This window comes from uncultured Victivallis sp. (assembly GCF_944391105.1).
In the GTDB taxonomy this organism is placed as follows: Bacteria; Verrucomicrobiota; Lentisphaeria; order Victivallales; family Victivallaceae; genus Victivallis.
Genome location: NZ_CALXSK010000041.1, coordinates 1 through 14,015, shown reverse-complemented (window position 1 = coordinate 14,015; position 14,015 = coordinate 1). Strand labels below are relative to the sequence as shown.

The 14,015-nt window shown below is 60.6% G+C and carries 12 protein-coding genes and 1 riboswitch; of the genes, 4 read left to right on the top strand and 8 right to left on the bottom strand.

The window, feature by feature from the left end:
• The first annotated feature begins 133 nt into the window (after positions 1 to 133).
• The 3 genes from Q0K10_RS12005 (at position 134) to ribB (ending at position 4,881) form a co-directional block, all read left to right on the top strand.
• Positions 134 to 1,672 (top strand): potassium/proton antiporter, encoded by a 1,539-nt coding sequence (locus Q0K10_RS12005; RefSeq protein ID WP_294507371.1) that lies wholly within the window; start codon positions 134 to 136, stop codon positions 1,670 to 1,672.
• Positions 1,673 to 1,847: 175 nt separating this feature from the next.
• A complete protein-coding gene (locus tag Q0K10_RS12000; RefSeq protein ID WP_294507368.1) occupies positions 1,848 to 3,992 on the top strand; it encodes a hypothetical protein in 2,145 nt (714 codons plus the stop codon).
• 42 nt (positions 3,993 to 4,034) lie between these two features.
• Positions 4,035 to 4,162: riboswitch (FMN riboswitch) on the top strand.
• A gap of 107 nt (positions 4,163 to 4,269) precedes the next feature.
• The gene (ribB, locus tag Q0K10_RS11995) at positions 4,270 to 4,881 is read left to right on the top strand and encodes a 3,4-dihydroxy-2-butanone-4-phosphate synthase (protein WP_294507366.1); all 612 of its coding nucleotides are present in this window, start codon (positions 4,270 to 4,272) and stop codon (positions 4,879 to 4,881) included.
• A gap of 12 nt (positions 4,882 to 4,893) precedes the next feature.
• On the opposite strand, the gene Q0K10_RS11990 is transcribed toward ribB, so the two are convergent.
• The 8 genes from Q0K10_RS11990 to Q0K10_RS11955 form a co-directional block, all read right to left on the bottom strand.
• Positions 4,894 to 5,331, bottom strand: a complete 438-nt coding sequence (locus Q0K10_RS11990; RefSeq protein WP_294507364.1) for a hypothetical protein — start codon at positions 5,329 to 5,331, stop codon at positions 4,894 to 4,896.
• The gene (locus Q0K10_RS11985; protein WP_294507362.1) at positions 5,328 to 5,690 is read right to left on the bottom strand and encodes a hypothetical protein; all 363 of its coding nucleotides are present in this window, start codon (positions 5,688 to 5,690) and stop codon (positions 5,328 to 5,330) included. The genes Q0K10_RS11990 and Q0K10_RS11985 overlap by 4 nt, the downstream gene beginning before the upstream one ends.
• Positions 5,678 to 6,787 carry a glycine cleavage T C-terminal barrel domain-containing protein gene (locus Q0K10_RS11980; protein WP_294507360.1) on the bottom strand — a complete coding sequence of 370 codons (1,110 nt, stop codon included), beginning with the start codon at positions 6,785 to 6,787 and terminating at the stop codon, positions 5,678 to 5,680. Before Q0K10_RS11980 ends, Q0K10_RS11985 begins: the two co-directional genes overlap by 13 nt.
• Before the next feature lie 3 nt (positions 6,788 to 6,790).
• A complete protein-coding gene (gene rpe, locus Q0K10_RS11975) occupies positions 6,791 to 7,495 on the bottom strand; it encodes a ribulose-phosphate 3-epimerase (protein ID WP_294507358.1) in 705 nt (234 codons plus the stop codon).
• Positions 7,496 to 7,580: 85 nt separating this feature from the next.
• Positions 7,581 to 8,147, bottom strand: coding sequence for a signal peptidase I (gene lepB / locus Q0K10_RS11970; RefSeq protein WP_294507346.1), 567 nt, complete (start codon positions 8,145 to 8,147; stop codon positions 7,581 to 7,583).
• A gap of 18 nt (positions 8,148 to 8,165) precedes the next feature.
• Positions 8,166 to 9,275 carry a type IV pilus twitching motility protein PilT gene (locus Q0K10_RS11965; protein WP_294507343.1) on the bottom strand — a complete coding sequence of 370 codons (1,110 nt, stop codon included), beginning with the start codon at positions 9,273 to 9,275 and terminating at the stop codon, positions 8,166 to 8,168.
• Between the two features lie 24 nt (positions 9,276 to 9,299).
• A complete protein-coding gene (locus Q0K10_RS11960; RefSeq protein WP_294507341.1) occupies positions 9,300 to 11,036 on the bottom strand; it encodes a type IV pilus twitching motility protein PilT in 1,737 nt (578 codons plus the stop codon).
• A gap of 121 nt (positions 11,037 to 11,157) precedes the next feature.
• The gene (locus Q0K10_RS11955; RefSeq protein ID WP_294507339.1) at positions 11,158 to 11,574 is read right to left on the bottom strand and encodes a secondary thiamine-phosphate synthase enzyme YjbQ; all 417 of its coding nucleotides are present in this window, start codon (positions 11,572 to 11,574) and stop codon (positions 11,158 to 11,160) included.
• A 154-nt stretch (positions 11,575 to 11,728) separates the two neighbouring features.
• Between Q0K10_RS11955 and Q0K10_RS11950 the strand changes: the two genes are divergently transcribed.
• Positions 11,729 to 13,780 (top strand): TIM-barrel domain-containing protein, encoded by a 2,052-nt coding sequence (locus Q0K10_RS11950; RefSeq protein ID WP_294507337.1) that lies wholly within the window; start codon positions 11,729 to 11,731, stop codon positions 13,778 to 13,780.
• Positions 13,781 to 14,015 lie beyond the last annotated feature (235 nt).

Sequence of the window (14,015 nt, the reverse complement as noted above, 5' to 3'; positions counted from 1 at the left end):
CCAGTAAAAACCACGGAGAATCCGGTGAAAATATCCGGATTTCTTCTTGAAAAGCCTTTCAGCCGGTAGTATTTTATCGAATTATCCGAATCGAAATTCATCACATTTTTCTGTATCTGGAGCAGACTCTCATATGAATGATATTGTCACAAATTTCCCCGTCTATCTTGCGATCACCGCGCTTCTGATTCTGGCGGGCGCATGCTCAAGCAAACTTTCGAGTCGGCTGAACATGCCGGTTCTGCTCGTCTTTCTCGGCGTGGGAATGCTTGCCGGAACCGATTTTCTGAAGATCGTCGATTTTGACAACGCGACGGCCGCCAACACGATCGGCAGCATCGCGATGGCATTCATCCTCTACTCTGGCGGATATGACACCTCATGGAAATCGATCCGGAACGTGCTCGGCTACGGCAGCGTGCTTTCGAGTCTCGGAGTGCTTTTAACGGCATTGTTCGTGGGACTCTTCACCTTCGCGCTCTTCACGGCGGGCTTTCACTATCTCCCGGGCAATCTCGGTTTTTCGCAGAAACCGTCGTTTGAATGGTGTCTGCTGCTCGGTGCGATCGTATCCTCGACCGATGCGGCGGCGGTTTTCGCGATCCTGCGCGGCCGCAGCGTGAGTCTGAAAGGGAAACTCCAGCCGCTGCTCGAATATGAGTCCGGCAGCAACGACCCGATGGCCGCATTCCTCACAATCTTCATGGTGGGGATGATCCTCTCCCCCGGGGAGAACTCCTACTGGATGATTCTGCCGTCGTTCCTCGTGAAGATGTCACTCGGCGTCTTTTACGGTTTTCTTGCCGCCAGGCTGGCGGTCTGGCTCTTCAACCGGATCGACTTCGAGTATGATGGCCTTTATTATGTGCTCGGAATCGGCGTGGTTCTGCTGACCTTCGGCGCAAGTGAAGCCTTCTGGGGCAACGGCTACATGGCCGTCTACGTCGCGGGGGTGGTCATGGGCAACAGCAAGTTCATCTACCAGCACGGCATCGGCCGTTTCCACGACGGCATCGGCTGGCTCATGCAGGTGATGCTCTTCGGCATGCTCGGGCTGCTCTCGTTCCCGAAGCAGCTGCCGGATGTGGCGATACCTGGATTGGCGATCGCGCTGTTCCTGATGGTCGTCGCGCGGCCTGCGGCGGTGTTTCTCTGCATGCTCGGCAGCAGATTCACGATGAAGGAGCGGCTCTTCGTCTCCTGGGTCGGGCTGCGCGGCGGCGCCCCGATCATGCTCGCGACCTATCCGCTCATGGCGCATCTGCCGGACGCATGGAAGATGTTCAACATCGTCTTCTTCATCGTTCTCACCTCGGTTCTGGTGCAGGGCAAGACGCTCATGCCGTTTGCGAAAAAACTCAAGCTCGACAAACCGCTCAAGGTCTCGCCGCGCGTTCCGCTCGAATTTGAAAACTCCGGAACGCTCAACGGCGACATGCGTGAATTCGAAGTCCTGCCATGCGCACCGTACATCGGCCGGAAGCTCGCGGAACTCGGGCTGCCGAAGGGGGCGCTCGTGCTGCTGATCCGACGCGGACGCGAATTCGTCGTCCCGCACGGCAGTACCGTGATCGAAGCGCACGACGGCCTGATGGTGCTCGCCGATCCCGAAACCCTTGCGAAAACCGTCACCGTCCTCGCCTGCGAAACCGGCGGCGAAGAGGAGGCGTGACGCATCCGCCGGTTCACGGACACGGCTTTCCGAAAATCATGATGAAACATCCTGCAAACAGGATCAATATTCATGAAAACAGCACAATGATCCATTCCCAAACGGAAAATCCGGCCTATATTATTCCCCGTGATCAAACAGACAATCCGGAAACAACCGTTCAGGAGTGACAGTCATGAGGAAGATCAGCGCCGCGAATTACGTCGAAACCATGAAACCGTGGCTGGTGAAACTGCCCGGGTATCTGCGCCGGCCGGCTGGACGTTCCGAGCTTGCGTTCTACGGGACCGGCGAATCGGCCCACTGGCCGACCCAGAGCAATCTGAATGTATTCGCCGCGCTGGCAGTGCTTTCCACAGCGCCGGAACTCGATGAGAAGCAGCGCGATGAGGCAGAGAACACCGCGCTGGCGCTGTTGCGCTATGCGATGGCGACCCATCTCACGGGGGATTTCCCGGCGACCGACGGCAGACGGTGGGGCTGCCACTGGATCAGCGTGCTCGGGCTCGAGCGTATGAGTCACGGTCTGAACGCGATCCGCGACCGGCTGACTGAGGAGGACACCGCGAAGCTGCGCCGTCTCGTGCTGTGCGAGTCGGACTGGCTGCTCGACCACTACCCGGTCGTGGCCGGAATGCTCAACTCCACCGGAAAAAACAAACCCGAATCGAACATCTGGAACGGAGGCTTTCTGCTGCGCGCCGCATTCGATTACCCTGACGCTCCTCGCGCGGCGGAGTACCGCGCCAGAGCAGCGGAATTTCTGCTGAACGGGCTCTCCCATCCGCTCGACGCCGCGGGCGAGACGAAATACAACGGCAAAGCTCTGCGCGAATACCACGTCGGATTCAACTTCACGCCGAACTGGTCGCTCGATCACCACGGTTATCTGAATGTCGGCTACATGGTGATCTGCCTCTCGAACCTCGCGATGCTGCACTTCTACTGCCGGGAGCGCAACTATGCCGCGCCTCCGGAACTCTATCTGCACGTGCGGGAACTCTGGAACCGCGTAAAACACTTTCTCTTTCCGGACGGACGACTGCTGCGGATCGGCGGCGACACGCGCGCGCGTTACACCTATTGCCAGGACTATGCGATTCCGATGTGGCTCTTTGCGGCCGATTTTCTCGGGGACGCCGATGCGGCGGAGTTCGAGAAGGGGTGGCTCGAAATCGTCCGAACAGAAGCGGCCTACAACCGTGACGGCGGATTCTACACCCGGCGGCTCGCGCAGTTGCGGGATGTGAGTTACTACTACTTCACGCGGCTCGAATCGGATGCGATCCTCACGCTCTCCTACGGGGCGTACTGGCGCAGGAAATTCCCGATCGCGGATCACGCCGCCGCCTCTGTGCCCAATCCGCCGGACGTCTGGCAGGACGAGTACCACGGTGCGACGTTCCTGCGCGACGGCGATGCCGTGCGCTCCTTCGTCTGGCACGGAGGTCAGGGGCCGACCGGACTCTGCGTCCCGGCAGACCGCAGCGACATGGCTGAGTGGCAGGGGAATCTGCGCGGCGTGATCCGCAGCGGGAACACGCCGGAAGCGACCCAGGGCGAGAGCGGTCATGAGCTCTTCCCCGGCGGCTTCGTGAACTCGGGCACGGCCGACTGGATCGAAAACGATCCGCACGGCGAGGGGGAAGGCGTCTACAGTTACGCGCGCCACAAGAGCGCCTGCGCCGCACTCCCCGACGGGAAAACGATGCTTTTTCTCGAATATGCGGAAATGATCAAGGAGGCGACTCTCCAGGAGGTCAGCGGAATGAATCTCCGGATCCCGAACGATCTCTTCAACGGGGAAACCCGCACTTACCGCATCCCCGGCGGAAACGAATTCACGCTTGCCGGACACCCGGAACACGCGGAGGAGCACGTTGTCGCCGCCGACCGGCTCTCCATTGACGGTGAACTGAATGTATTCCTGCTCTATGGCGGAAAGAATCTGCTCATCCGGCGGAAGGCGGGGCGCTCCGGCGCCATCATCCGCCACCAGCACGGTCCGTGGATGGGGTCTCTCGGAATCGATGAGATCAGCTGCGGCGGGAAAACCTGCCCCTGCCGCCCCCTCCCCGGCGAACTTCTGCTCGACAATGGATACGCGGTCGCCGCCGGCGGGCAGCTGGAAGAGCCGGTTTTCCGCCGGATTCCGCAGCCGGAACTGCTGCGCATGGTCGAATTCCGGAACGGCGACGGCTGCTGGCTCTTCGCGGCCAACTTCGGTTCGAATCCCGTTGCGGCGGAAATTCCGGAAAACTTCACGCTGCTGGCCGGCTCGCTCTCCCCCGGCTGCACCGCACTCTGGCAAAAGGCGTAACAAAACCGCTTGACAACGCGGGAAAAATGTGATATTGTAAAGCGACGTCTTCGGGGCGGGGTGCAACTCCCCACCGGCGGTACGACAAGCCCGCGACCTTCCGCAAAACGGAAGCTGAACCGGTGAGATTCCGGTGCCGACAGTGACAGTCTGGATGAGAGAGGACAGGAGAAAGCGGAGCATCCGGCTCCGCGGCGATGCCGTTCCGCCCCCGGTTTGTCCGGGGGTTCTCTTTTTCCTGCCTGAACACCCCTGCAAACAACAGGAGGAATGAAAGATGGAATTCGATCCGGTCGAAGAGTTGATCGCGGCATACGGCCGCGGTGAAATCGTCATCATCACGGATGACGAAAACCGGGAAAATGAGGGGGACCTCATCGCGCCGGCGGCAAAAACCGATGCGGCGACCGTAAACTTCATGATTACGCACGCACGCGGGCTTTTCTGTGTGCCGCTCGCGCCGGAGATCGCCGCGCGTCTCGGCCTCGCTCAGCCCGCGGGGAAACACGATCCGCGCTGCACCTGCTTCACGCAGAGTGTCGACGCGGTCGAGGGGACGACCACGGGAGTCTCCGCCTTCGACCGCGCGACGACCGTACGCAAACTCATGGAGGAAAACGCCACGCTCGACGACTTCTACACGCCGGGACACGTTTTCCCGCTCATCGCCCGGCCCGGCGGCGTGCTTGAACGCCCCGGCCACACCGAAGCGGCCGTCGACCTCGCCCGACTCGCGGGTCTCCCGCCGGGCGGCGTGCTGTGCGAAATTCTGAATCCGGACGGCACGATGGCGCGACTGCCGCAACTGCTGGAGTTCAAGCGGAAATTCAATCTCAAGATGGGCAGCGTCGAAGCTCTGAGACAGTATCGCCTCGCCTCGGGACGCTGAAAAAGCGGTCCTTTACCGCGGGCCGCAGCCGGGCAGACCCATCACGCTCCTGGCCGGACACTGCACCTCGGGGGGCTCCGGCGGCGGGAGCGTTTTCCGGTCGTTTTTCTCCCCCTCCGGATCGGGAAACCGTTCGGAGAACGGAACGCCGCCGCCCGCTTCGGCAGAAAGCCGTTCGTCGAGAACAGGCACGATCTCCGCAGCGGGACGGCTCCGCAGTTCGCGGATGAGAACATGCAGGTCCTCCCGCGCCGCGCGGTTTGCCTGAAACAGACTCCCGATTGCGCCAAGGTGCATCGAGATGACCGCAATCAAAGCGAAGTAGTTGAAGCCGAACAGGATCTTCGACAGCAGCGGCAGCTTCACCCGCACAATCACCCAGACCGGCAGAACCAGAAAAAGCCCCATCAGAAGCAGCAGATAAAGCAAACCGAGAGCAAGGGCGTTCATTGTTGCGTCACTCCTTTCACGGCTTCATACCAGAGCCGGTAGCGTGCACGCACACCGCCCGCTTCAAACGATTCACTCCGATCAAGTTTCTCGAACGCATCGGCCAATGTGCGCGGATCGACCCCCGAGACGAGCGCATCGCGCGTCGCCTTGACCGCCTCCGCCTCGGCCCGGACGGCATAGTTTCGCTCAAACCGGAAATAGAGCATCGACCAGGCCCCGAGCGCGACAACGAAAATCGAACTCAAAACCCACAAATACCGGTTGTATTTCCAGCGACGGAAGAAGAGCGGCCAGCTTGCCGCAAGCGCAATTGCCGTCAGGATCAGCGGAAACGCCAGCATTTTCACGGCAGCCACCACTCGCCCGGCGCCGAACCGCCGTCGTAGAACGGCAGAGGCGCGATCTTCCCGGTCAACACCGCGCCTGAAACTTCAAACCGGAGCAGCTCCTCCGGCTCCACGCAGGCTGCCACCAGACGACAGAGCGCCGCCGCCGTATCGAGCGACGGACAGAAACTTCCGGAGGTCACCCTGCCGATCACTTCGTCGCGCGCATTCAGCACAAGCGCCCCCTCCCGTGCCGCGCGCCGCCCGTCAAGCCGCACGCCGAAGAGCCGCTGTTCCGGAAACCGGGAACCGAGAGCGGCCCTGCCGATAAATTCGCGCGGCTCCTCCGGATGCAGCAGTGTTCCAAGTCCCGATTCAGCCGGGGTGAATTCAGCCGTAAGTTCACTTCCGCAGGCGGGGAATCCCATCTCAAGCCGCAGCGACTCCCTCGCGCCGTACCCCGCAGGCATGACCGGTTCTGTTTCAAGCAGCAGATCCCAGAGCTGATCGGCGTAGTCGAGGTTGAAGAGCAGCGAAAACGCATCCTCTCCGGTCGAACCGGCGTGGACGGCAATTGCCCGGAATCCGTCCACTTCCACCGTCCGGACACAACCGTAATCGGGCAGGTCGTGCACGTGGAGCTCTTCTTCCAGCACGACGCGAGACTTCGGCCCGGCAAGCGCAAGCTGGGCAAGAAGCCTTGTGAGATCCAGGGTTTCAACGCCTCTTCCCGCGCAAAGTTCGCGAATCCTTCCGAGCCCCCCCGCATCGAATTCCGGTTCGGCGAGCAACAGGAAATCCTCTTCTGCCATCCGGGCGACGAGCGGAGCTCCGAGGACGCCGCCCTTCTCGTTGAGCAGAAGATTCCGGCGGCAGCGGCCCGGTTCAAGATCCGCGACCGGACGGGCAAACCAGCCGTCAAGCGCCGCCGCCGCGCCCTCCCCGGCGACGCGCAGCTTGCCCGATGCGCACAGATCGAACACGGAACAGAGCGTCCGGGTGTGGCGGTGTTCGGCGACGATACCCTCCGGGTAGGAGAGCGGGACATTCCAGCCAGCGCGCGGAACCATTTTCGCACCAAGTTCGATCTCATATTCCGTGAGCGGCGTCGTAATCAGGGCACTCATCGTTCACAACTCCGAGTCCAGCAGCGCCGTGGCGGCGTGCAGTTCCGCAATGGCGACGTCGAGCCCCTCCGGATGACGGAAAACGCTGGTTCCGGCCACGATCATGTTCACGCCGTGGGCGGCGACGGTCCGGACGGTTTTCCCGTCGATTCCGCCGTCGGCCTCAAGCTGAACATGCAGCTTCCGGCGCAGAATCTCCCGTTTCACGGCGGCGCATTTCGTCATCTGGTCGGCCATGAAGCTCTGCCCGCCGAACCCGGGTTCGACGGTCATGACAAGCACGAGGTCGATCCGGTCGAGCCATGGGAAAACCGCCTCCGCGGGCGTCGCGGGTTTCAGCGAAATCCCGACCGTGCAGCCGGTCTGCCGGATTGCGTCGATCACCCTGTCGGTCGGCTCGGAGCATTCGAGGTGAAAGGTCAGATGGTCGCACCCCGCGTCGGCAAACGCCTTCGCGTAGCGCGCGGGTTCGGAGATCATCAAATGGGTGTCGAACAGCATCCCGCTGCGTTTGCGGACGCTCCGGATGACCGGCGGTCCGAACGAGATGTTCGGCACAAAATGTCCATCCATCACATCGAGGTGGATCACATCCGCCCCGGCATCTCCGGCACGCTCGATCTCGTCTCCAAGCCGGCTGAAATCGCATGCCAGCACCGACGGCGAAACGAGGATTCGGTCGGTCGGCAATTTTCTCAGGTCACTCATGTCATACTCCCGTCTGTAATGTCTGCCGGAGAATATAACCGTTTCATCCCGATTTTTCAACCTTCCGGACGGAGAGAATTCCTCCTCACCAGATCGGGGAGCCGACAATGCGGCTCGCACGCACGCTGCCGAAAATGTGCTCGTTGATTCCCTGGGAGCGGTTGTCGCCGACCACATAATAGTGACCGGGATCGACCTTGCGCGGAGGCAGATTCCAATCCGAAATGTATTTCACATAAGGTTCGTCGACCGGCTTGCCGTTGCGGAACAGCTCGCCGTCACGAAACTCAATTGTGTCCCCGGGAACCCCGATGATCCGTTTCAGAAAATAGGTCTTGTCGTGATAACGGATGATGACCACATCCCCCAGCTTCGGCTTGCTGAACCAATACCTCGGCTTGAAACAGAACGTAAATCCATGCTCGGGATAGGTCGGCATCATGCTCCCCCCGTTGATCCGGCACGGCATGAGCACAAACAGAAAGACGATCACTGCGCACACCGCAACAATCGCCATGCGGATGAAGAAACCACGACGCAGCCTGGGAAAGAAAAAGTTCACCCAGGACCCCCTCTCCGTGTCGTCATCGGATCGATGGAGCCCGGCGATCTTCAGCCAGATCGACCAGCAGGAATCAAACAGCTTCCGCATCCGGCCGCCTCCCCCGAATTACACCCCGGCCTGCGCCGCCGCAGCAGCTTTCGCCGCAGCTTCTTCCGCTTCAAGGAACGGCAGAAAACGAGCCTTGTCGCTCGCTTTCATATACGCCTCCTCCGCAGAGATGTTGCCCGCATCGAACTCGGCCTGTATCGAATTGTCCATCGCACGCATGCCGCGGCCGACACCCGCGTCGATGATCGTGCGGATGTTCGAAATCTGTCCCTCGCGAATCGTGTTCGGCAATCCGTCCGTCCAGAGCAGCACCTCGTGCACCGCCACGCGGCCACCGGTCTTCTTGCGGCACAGCAGCTGGGAAACAATCGCCTGGAGACACTCCGCAAGCATCGTCCGGATCTGCGCCTGCTCGTTCGAGGGGAACGCATCGATCATACGGTCGATCGTCTTCGGCGCATTATTCGTGTGCATGGTCGCGAAAACAAGCATGCCCATCGCCGCACAGGTGAGCCCGAGCCGCATGGTGTCGTTCTCGCGCATCTCGCCGATCAGCACGATGTCCGGGTCGGAACGCATCGCCCCGCGCAACGCAGTCGGGAACGATTCGGCCTGAAGACCGACCTCACGGTGCACGATCGTGCAGTTCTTGTTCTGATGCACGAATTCGATCGGGTCCTCGATCGTGATGATGTGCTTGCTGAAATTCTCGTTGATGTAATCGATCATCGCCGCGAGCGTGGTCGATTTGCCGGAACCGGTCGGGCCGGTGACCAGCACGAGCCCCGACTTCAACGCGCAGATCTCCTTGAGCACCTCCGGCATGTGAAGCTCATCAAGCGTCAGGATCTTGGTCGGAATCTGGCGCATGACGCAGCCCATTCCGTGATAGTTGTACAAATAGTTCGTCCGGAAACGGGCAAGCCCCGGAATCTCATGGGCGAAGTCGAGATCGTGGGTCTCCATGAACTGCTCCCAGCGCCGCGGCATGCAGATCTCCTTAAGCATCTCCTCCATATACTCCGGAGTGATGATTTCATCGGTCAGCGCGATGATGTCTCCGTGCACGCGCGCCTTCGGCGGACAGTCGATCGACAAGTGAAGGTCGGAGCCGCCGAGTTCGAGCATCTGACGCAAATACTGATTGATGATCGGTTCAGTTTCCATATTTCAAAATCCCTCGTATCCGTTTCAGTTTCCCTGCTGCAGCCGCCGCGCCTGACGGATGGCGAATTCGCGCTCAAGCTGCGCCAGCTCCGCCTGGTCATGCATGTAGGACTTCGCAACCTCGTAGGAGATCAGCCCCGCCTTGTATTTGCCGAGCAGACACTGGTCGAGCGTGCACATGCCCTGCTTGTTGCCGATCTGCATGGTCGACTTGAGTTTGAACGCCTTGCCCTCATTGATGATGTTCGCCACGGCCATGTTGTTGATGAGAATCTCATAAGCGATGGTCAAACCGCCGTTTTCCGCAGGAAGCAGTCTTTGGCAGATGATTCCGCGCAGACTCCCCGCGGTCATCGCGCGGATCTGCGGCTGCTGCGACGGAGGAAACACATCGAGCAGACGGTTCAACGTGTTGGCCGCGTCGCTCGTGTGCAGCGTCCCGATCACCAGGTGGCCCGTCTCGGAGGCGGTGATCGCGTTTTCGATGGTTTCGAGGTCGTGCAGCTCGCCGATGACGATCACGTCCGGGTCCTCGCGAAGCGCGGCTTTGAGCGCCGTACGATAACTGATCGTGTGCTTGCCGATTTCGCGCTGCGTAACCTGACAGTTCTTGGAAGGCTGCAGGATTTCGATCGGATCCTCGACCGTGATGATGTGGTCGGTCCGCTTCTCGTTGACGATGTCGACCATCGCCGCAAGCGTCGTCGTCTTGCCCGAACCAACCGGTCCGGTGACCAGCACGAGTCCGTTGTGATAATCCAGCAGACGTTTGATGTGCGTGATGTCGTTATCGAGAAATCCGAGCTCCTCCAGCGAGCAGATGTGATCCGGCACAAGCCGGTAACTCGCCGCGGAGCCGTCCTTGTGCATCATCAGACAGACGCGGAAACGGTCCTGCCCGACCTCAAGCGCGAAGTTGATGTCCATCTCCTCCTCGAACTGCTTCTTGCGTTCGGGCGAGAGCAGCAGGGTGTTCAACCGCCACGCATCCTCCTCCGGCACCACCCAGTCGTCGATGCGTTCGATCTGCAGCATGCGCCGGACAAACGGCGGAGCTCCCGCGGAAATATGCAGATCCGACGCGCCCAGCGCACGCAGACAGGTCAGCAGCGTGATGACCAGCTCGATCACCTCGGAGTCGCTCATGGAGGCGACATCCCGCAGACTCGGCAGATCCTCGTAGGAATTGATCTGCGACAGATCGATGTCGACACTTTCGAAATGGGTCGCGGAATCCTGCATGATCCCGGTACGCTGGTGTTTTCTCGGCCCCACCCCCGCGTTTGAAGCCTCATCCGAAGCCGCGGAAGCCTGCTGTCTGGGCGGAACGTAGCCGGAACGCTGCGCAGGCGGAAACGCCGCGGCTTTCTGAGCAGGAGGAAACGCCGCGGCACGCTGTGCAGGCGGAAACGCCGGACGTGCACCTCCCGCACCGGGAGCGCCGGGACGGGCCGCCGCGCCGGGAAATCCCGGACGGGCCGCCGGACGGCCGGGACGGGCCGGCTGGGCGGAAGGCATGGTCGGAGCGATTCCGGTCTCGGCCTGCGCTACGGCATAGTCGATGACGGCCTGAATCTGATTGAGCACCGACTGCTGATCCTCTTCGGACAACCCTTCGACGAACTGATCGAGCACCAGCTGGGCGTAGGCCTCAAGTTCCGGCTCTCCCTCCAGCGATTGATAGAAGCGGTCCGCATCCGCCTGCGTGATGGCGCCGTTGGTGATCAGCGCATAAATAAACCATTGAATGTCCAGCGGCATATAAGGTTCTCTCCTGAAATGAACGCTTTCTCCAGTTGATGACTCCCGACTCTGCTTCTTCCGTGCAATCGGGGCAAGATACAATAGCGCAGAAAACGCGTTTTTTCAAATCCGCCGCCGATTATTCCCCGATAATCTTAATGAGAATCCGCTTCGGCCGCTTCCCGTCGAATTCGCCGTAGAAGATCTGTTCCCAGGGGCCGAAATCAAGTTTCCCGGCGGTGACGGCGACGACGACTTCGCGCCCCATGATCTGCCGTTTCATATGAGCGTCGGCGTTGTCCTCATAACCGTTGTGCGCGTACTGGCTGTGGGGCTTTTCGGGGGCGAGTTTTTCAAGCCAGGTTTCGAAGTCGCTGTGCAACCCCGATTCGTCGTCGTTGATGAAAACCGACGCGGTGATGTGCATGGCGTTGCAGAGCAGCAGCCCCTCGCGGATGCCCGATTCGGCCAGCGCCTCCTCCACCTGCGGCGTGATGTTCACAAATGCGCGGCGGCGCGGCAACGTCAGCGTGAGTTCACGGCGAAATGATTTCATGATCTTCCCCTCTCTCTGTAACGGTTGTGGTCCATCCGGGGAATGTATCTCTTTTTTCTCCGAAGTCAAGAGTGCAACCGCTTGCAATCGTTTTTTTCCGAAGCTATTTTATGAAGATGGGAAATGATTCAACCCCTATTCCATGAGGATGCACATGATCGAACAGATTTCTTCCGGAGTATTCCGGCTGACGTTCGGGACTCCGGAACCCGATACGCCCTCCCGGCAGTGTTACGTCAAACCGCCGCGGCACGAAGCGCTCGCGGCGATGCCGGAGGCGGAATTTCCATTCGGTGCGGAACAGATCCGCTTTCACACCGGCGCGCGCGGCTGCCGGCTTGAACTGCCGCTCTCGTCCGAAGAGGATGTCTACGGACTCGGCTTGAACCTGAAACGGCTCTGCCACTCCGGAAAAAAGCGGACGCTCCGGGTCAACAGCGACCCCGCCACCGATACCGGGGACAGCCACGCTCCCTGCCCGGTCTACTTCTCGACGGCGGGATACGGCGTCCTCGTCGACACCGCCCGTTACGCGAGTTTCTACTGCGGCGGCAACGAACTCCTCGACGCGGGGCGGAAACAGGAACAGGATGGAAAAATCCGCCTGACCGAAGCGGAACTTTACGCCGCCGGAGAACGGAGTTCCGCTCCGATGGTGATCGACATTCCGGCCGCACAGGGGGTCGATCTCTATCTCTTCGCCGGGCCGACTCTGCTTGACGCGGTGCGCCGTTACGTGCTCTATTCCGGCGGCGGAGCGCTCCCGCCGGAGTGGGGACTCGGCTGTCACTACCGCGCCTGCGGCACGTTCAACGGAGAACAGGTGCTCTCTCTGGCGAAAGAGCTGCGGGACAAGCACATCCCGTGCGATATTCTCGGTCTCGAACCGGGCTGGCATTCGCGCGCCTACTCATGCAGCTACGTCTGGAGCAGAGAGCGTTTTCCGGAACCGGAGAAACTCCTCGAAAACCTGCGCGAAAACCATTTCCGCGTGAATCTCTGGGAACACGCGTTCGTGCATCCGGAGGCACCGTTCCACGGAGAACTCAAGCCGTATTCCGGCGACTTCAAAGTCTGGAACGGCCTTGTGCCGGACTTCACGCTCCCCGAAGCGCGCAAGGCCTTCGGCGATTACCACGCCGAACAGCTCACAAAGCGTGGAGTCAGCTGCTTCAAACTCGACGAATGCGACAATTCCGACTTCATCTCAAGCCCATGGTCATTCCCGGAGTGTTCGAATTTCCCCTCCGGACATGACGGAGAAACCATGCACTCGATGTTCGGCTGCCTCTACATGGAGGTGATCGACCGCGCCTGCCGGAAAGCGGGAATCCGCAGTTACGGGCTGGTTCGCAATGCGCACGCCTTCGCCGCTCCGCTGCCGTTCGTGCTTTACAGCGACCTCTATGACCACGCGGAGTTCATCCGGGGCGTGACGACCTGTGGATTTTCCGGACTGTTGTGGACACCGGAGTTCCGCCATGCGGCTTCTCCGGAGGATTACATCCGGCGACTCCAGGCGATGGTGCTTTCGCCGCAGATGCTGCTGAACATCTGGATGATGCCGAATCCGCCGTGGCGGCAGCTTGTGCGTGAACGCAACGTGAAGAACGAGTTCTATCCGCCGGAGGAACAGATGCGGCTTGAGACGCTGACGCGCGAAGCGCTGGAACTGCGCATGCGTTTTCTGCCGTATCTGTATGCGGCCTTTGCTGCGTATCATTTTGAAGGAACGCCGCCGTGCAGGGCTCTTGCGATGGACTATCCGGAAGATGAACATTTGCGCGAAGTCGATTATGCGTGGCTGGCGGGCGACCGGCTGCTGGTGGTGCCGTTCCGGGCCGGAATGACGGAGTTGACGATGCCGCTCCCGCCGGGAGTATGGAGAGACTTCCGCACCGGGAAGCGCCACACAAACGAAGTCACGCTCGAGCCGACACTCGGCGAACTGCCGATTCTCGTGAAGGAGAACAGCATCATTCCACTGGCCGACCCGGTCGAATTCGTCGAAAACGGGATGCAATACCACCTGACGCTGCGCGTTTACGGAGACACGCCGGAAGCGGCCCGTCTCTTTGCGGACGACGGCTGGAGTTTCGAATACGAAAGCGCCGGCTCCCCCGCCTGGGGAACCGTCGACGTGGAGGGCCGCCTCAGCCCCGGCATGGAAAAACGCTATGCCGTCAAGGCGATCGAACGTTTCTAGTTCCCGTTCCCGCCTTCCTGAACGATGCCGGGTCGTGGGCGGCGGGGGCGTTTCCGCCGTCCCCCGCACCCCCTGCGTCCGGCAAGGTGCCGGTGCCGGGTACGGGACGGTCTCGGACAGGCTGCGGTCGGCCGGCGCGAGGAGAAAGAGCCGCAAAAAGGGGCTGTTGCAAAACCTCACAAGGTATGCGACAGCCCTTTTTCTTTTGAATCTCGGTAAAATTGTGTATAATAAG

Excerpts from the sequence above, each read along its gene's own strand:
- Q0K10_RS11980 (WP_294507360.1), bottom strand. The coding sequence starts at position 6,787 with ATGAGTGCCCTGATTACGACGCCGCTCACGGAATATGAGATCGAACTT.
- lepB (WP_294507346.1), bottom strand. The coding sequence starts at position 8,147 with ATGCGGAAGCTGTTTGATTCCTGCTGGTCGATCTGGCTGAAGATCGCC.
- Q0K10_RS11950 (WP_294507337.1), top strand. The coding sequence starts at position 11,729 with ATGATCGAACAGATTTCTTCCGGAGTATTCCGGCTGACGTTCGGGACT.
- ribB (WP_294507366.1), top strand. The coding sequence starts at position 4,270 with ATGGAATTCGATCCGGTCGAAGAGTTGATCGCGGCATACGGCCGCGGT.
- Q0K10_RS11990 (WP_294507364.1), bottom strand. The coding sequence starts at position 5,331 with ATGAACGCCCTTGCTCTCGGTTTGCTTTATCTGCTGCTTCTGATGGGG.
- Q0K10_RS12000 (WP_294507368.1), top strand. The coding sequence starts at position 1,848 with ATGAGGAAGATCAGCGCCGCGAATTACGTCGAAACCATGAAACCGTGG.
- Q0K10_RS11960 (WP_294507341.1), bottom strand. The coding sequence starts at position 11,036 with ATGCCGCTGGACATTCAATGGTTTATTTATGCGCTGATCACCAACGGC.
- Q0K10_RS12005 (WP_294507371.1), top strand. The coding sequence starts at position 134 with ATGAATGATATTGTCACAAATTTCCCCGTCTATCTTGCGATCACCGCG.
- Q0K10_RS11955 (WP_294507339.1), bottom strand. The coding sequence starts at position 11,574 with ATGAAATCATTTCGCCGTGAACTCACGCTGACGTTGCCGCGCCGCCGC.
- Q0K10_RS11965 (WP_294507343.1), bottom strand. The coding sequence starts at position 9,275 with ATGGAAACTGAACCGATCATCAATCAGTATTTGCGTCAGATGCTCGAA.
- rpe (WP_294507358.1), bottom strand. The coding sequence starts at position 7,495 with ATGAGTGACCTGAGAAAATTGCCGACCGACCGAATCCTCGTTTCGCCG.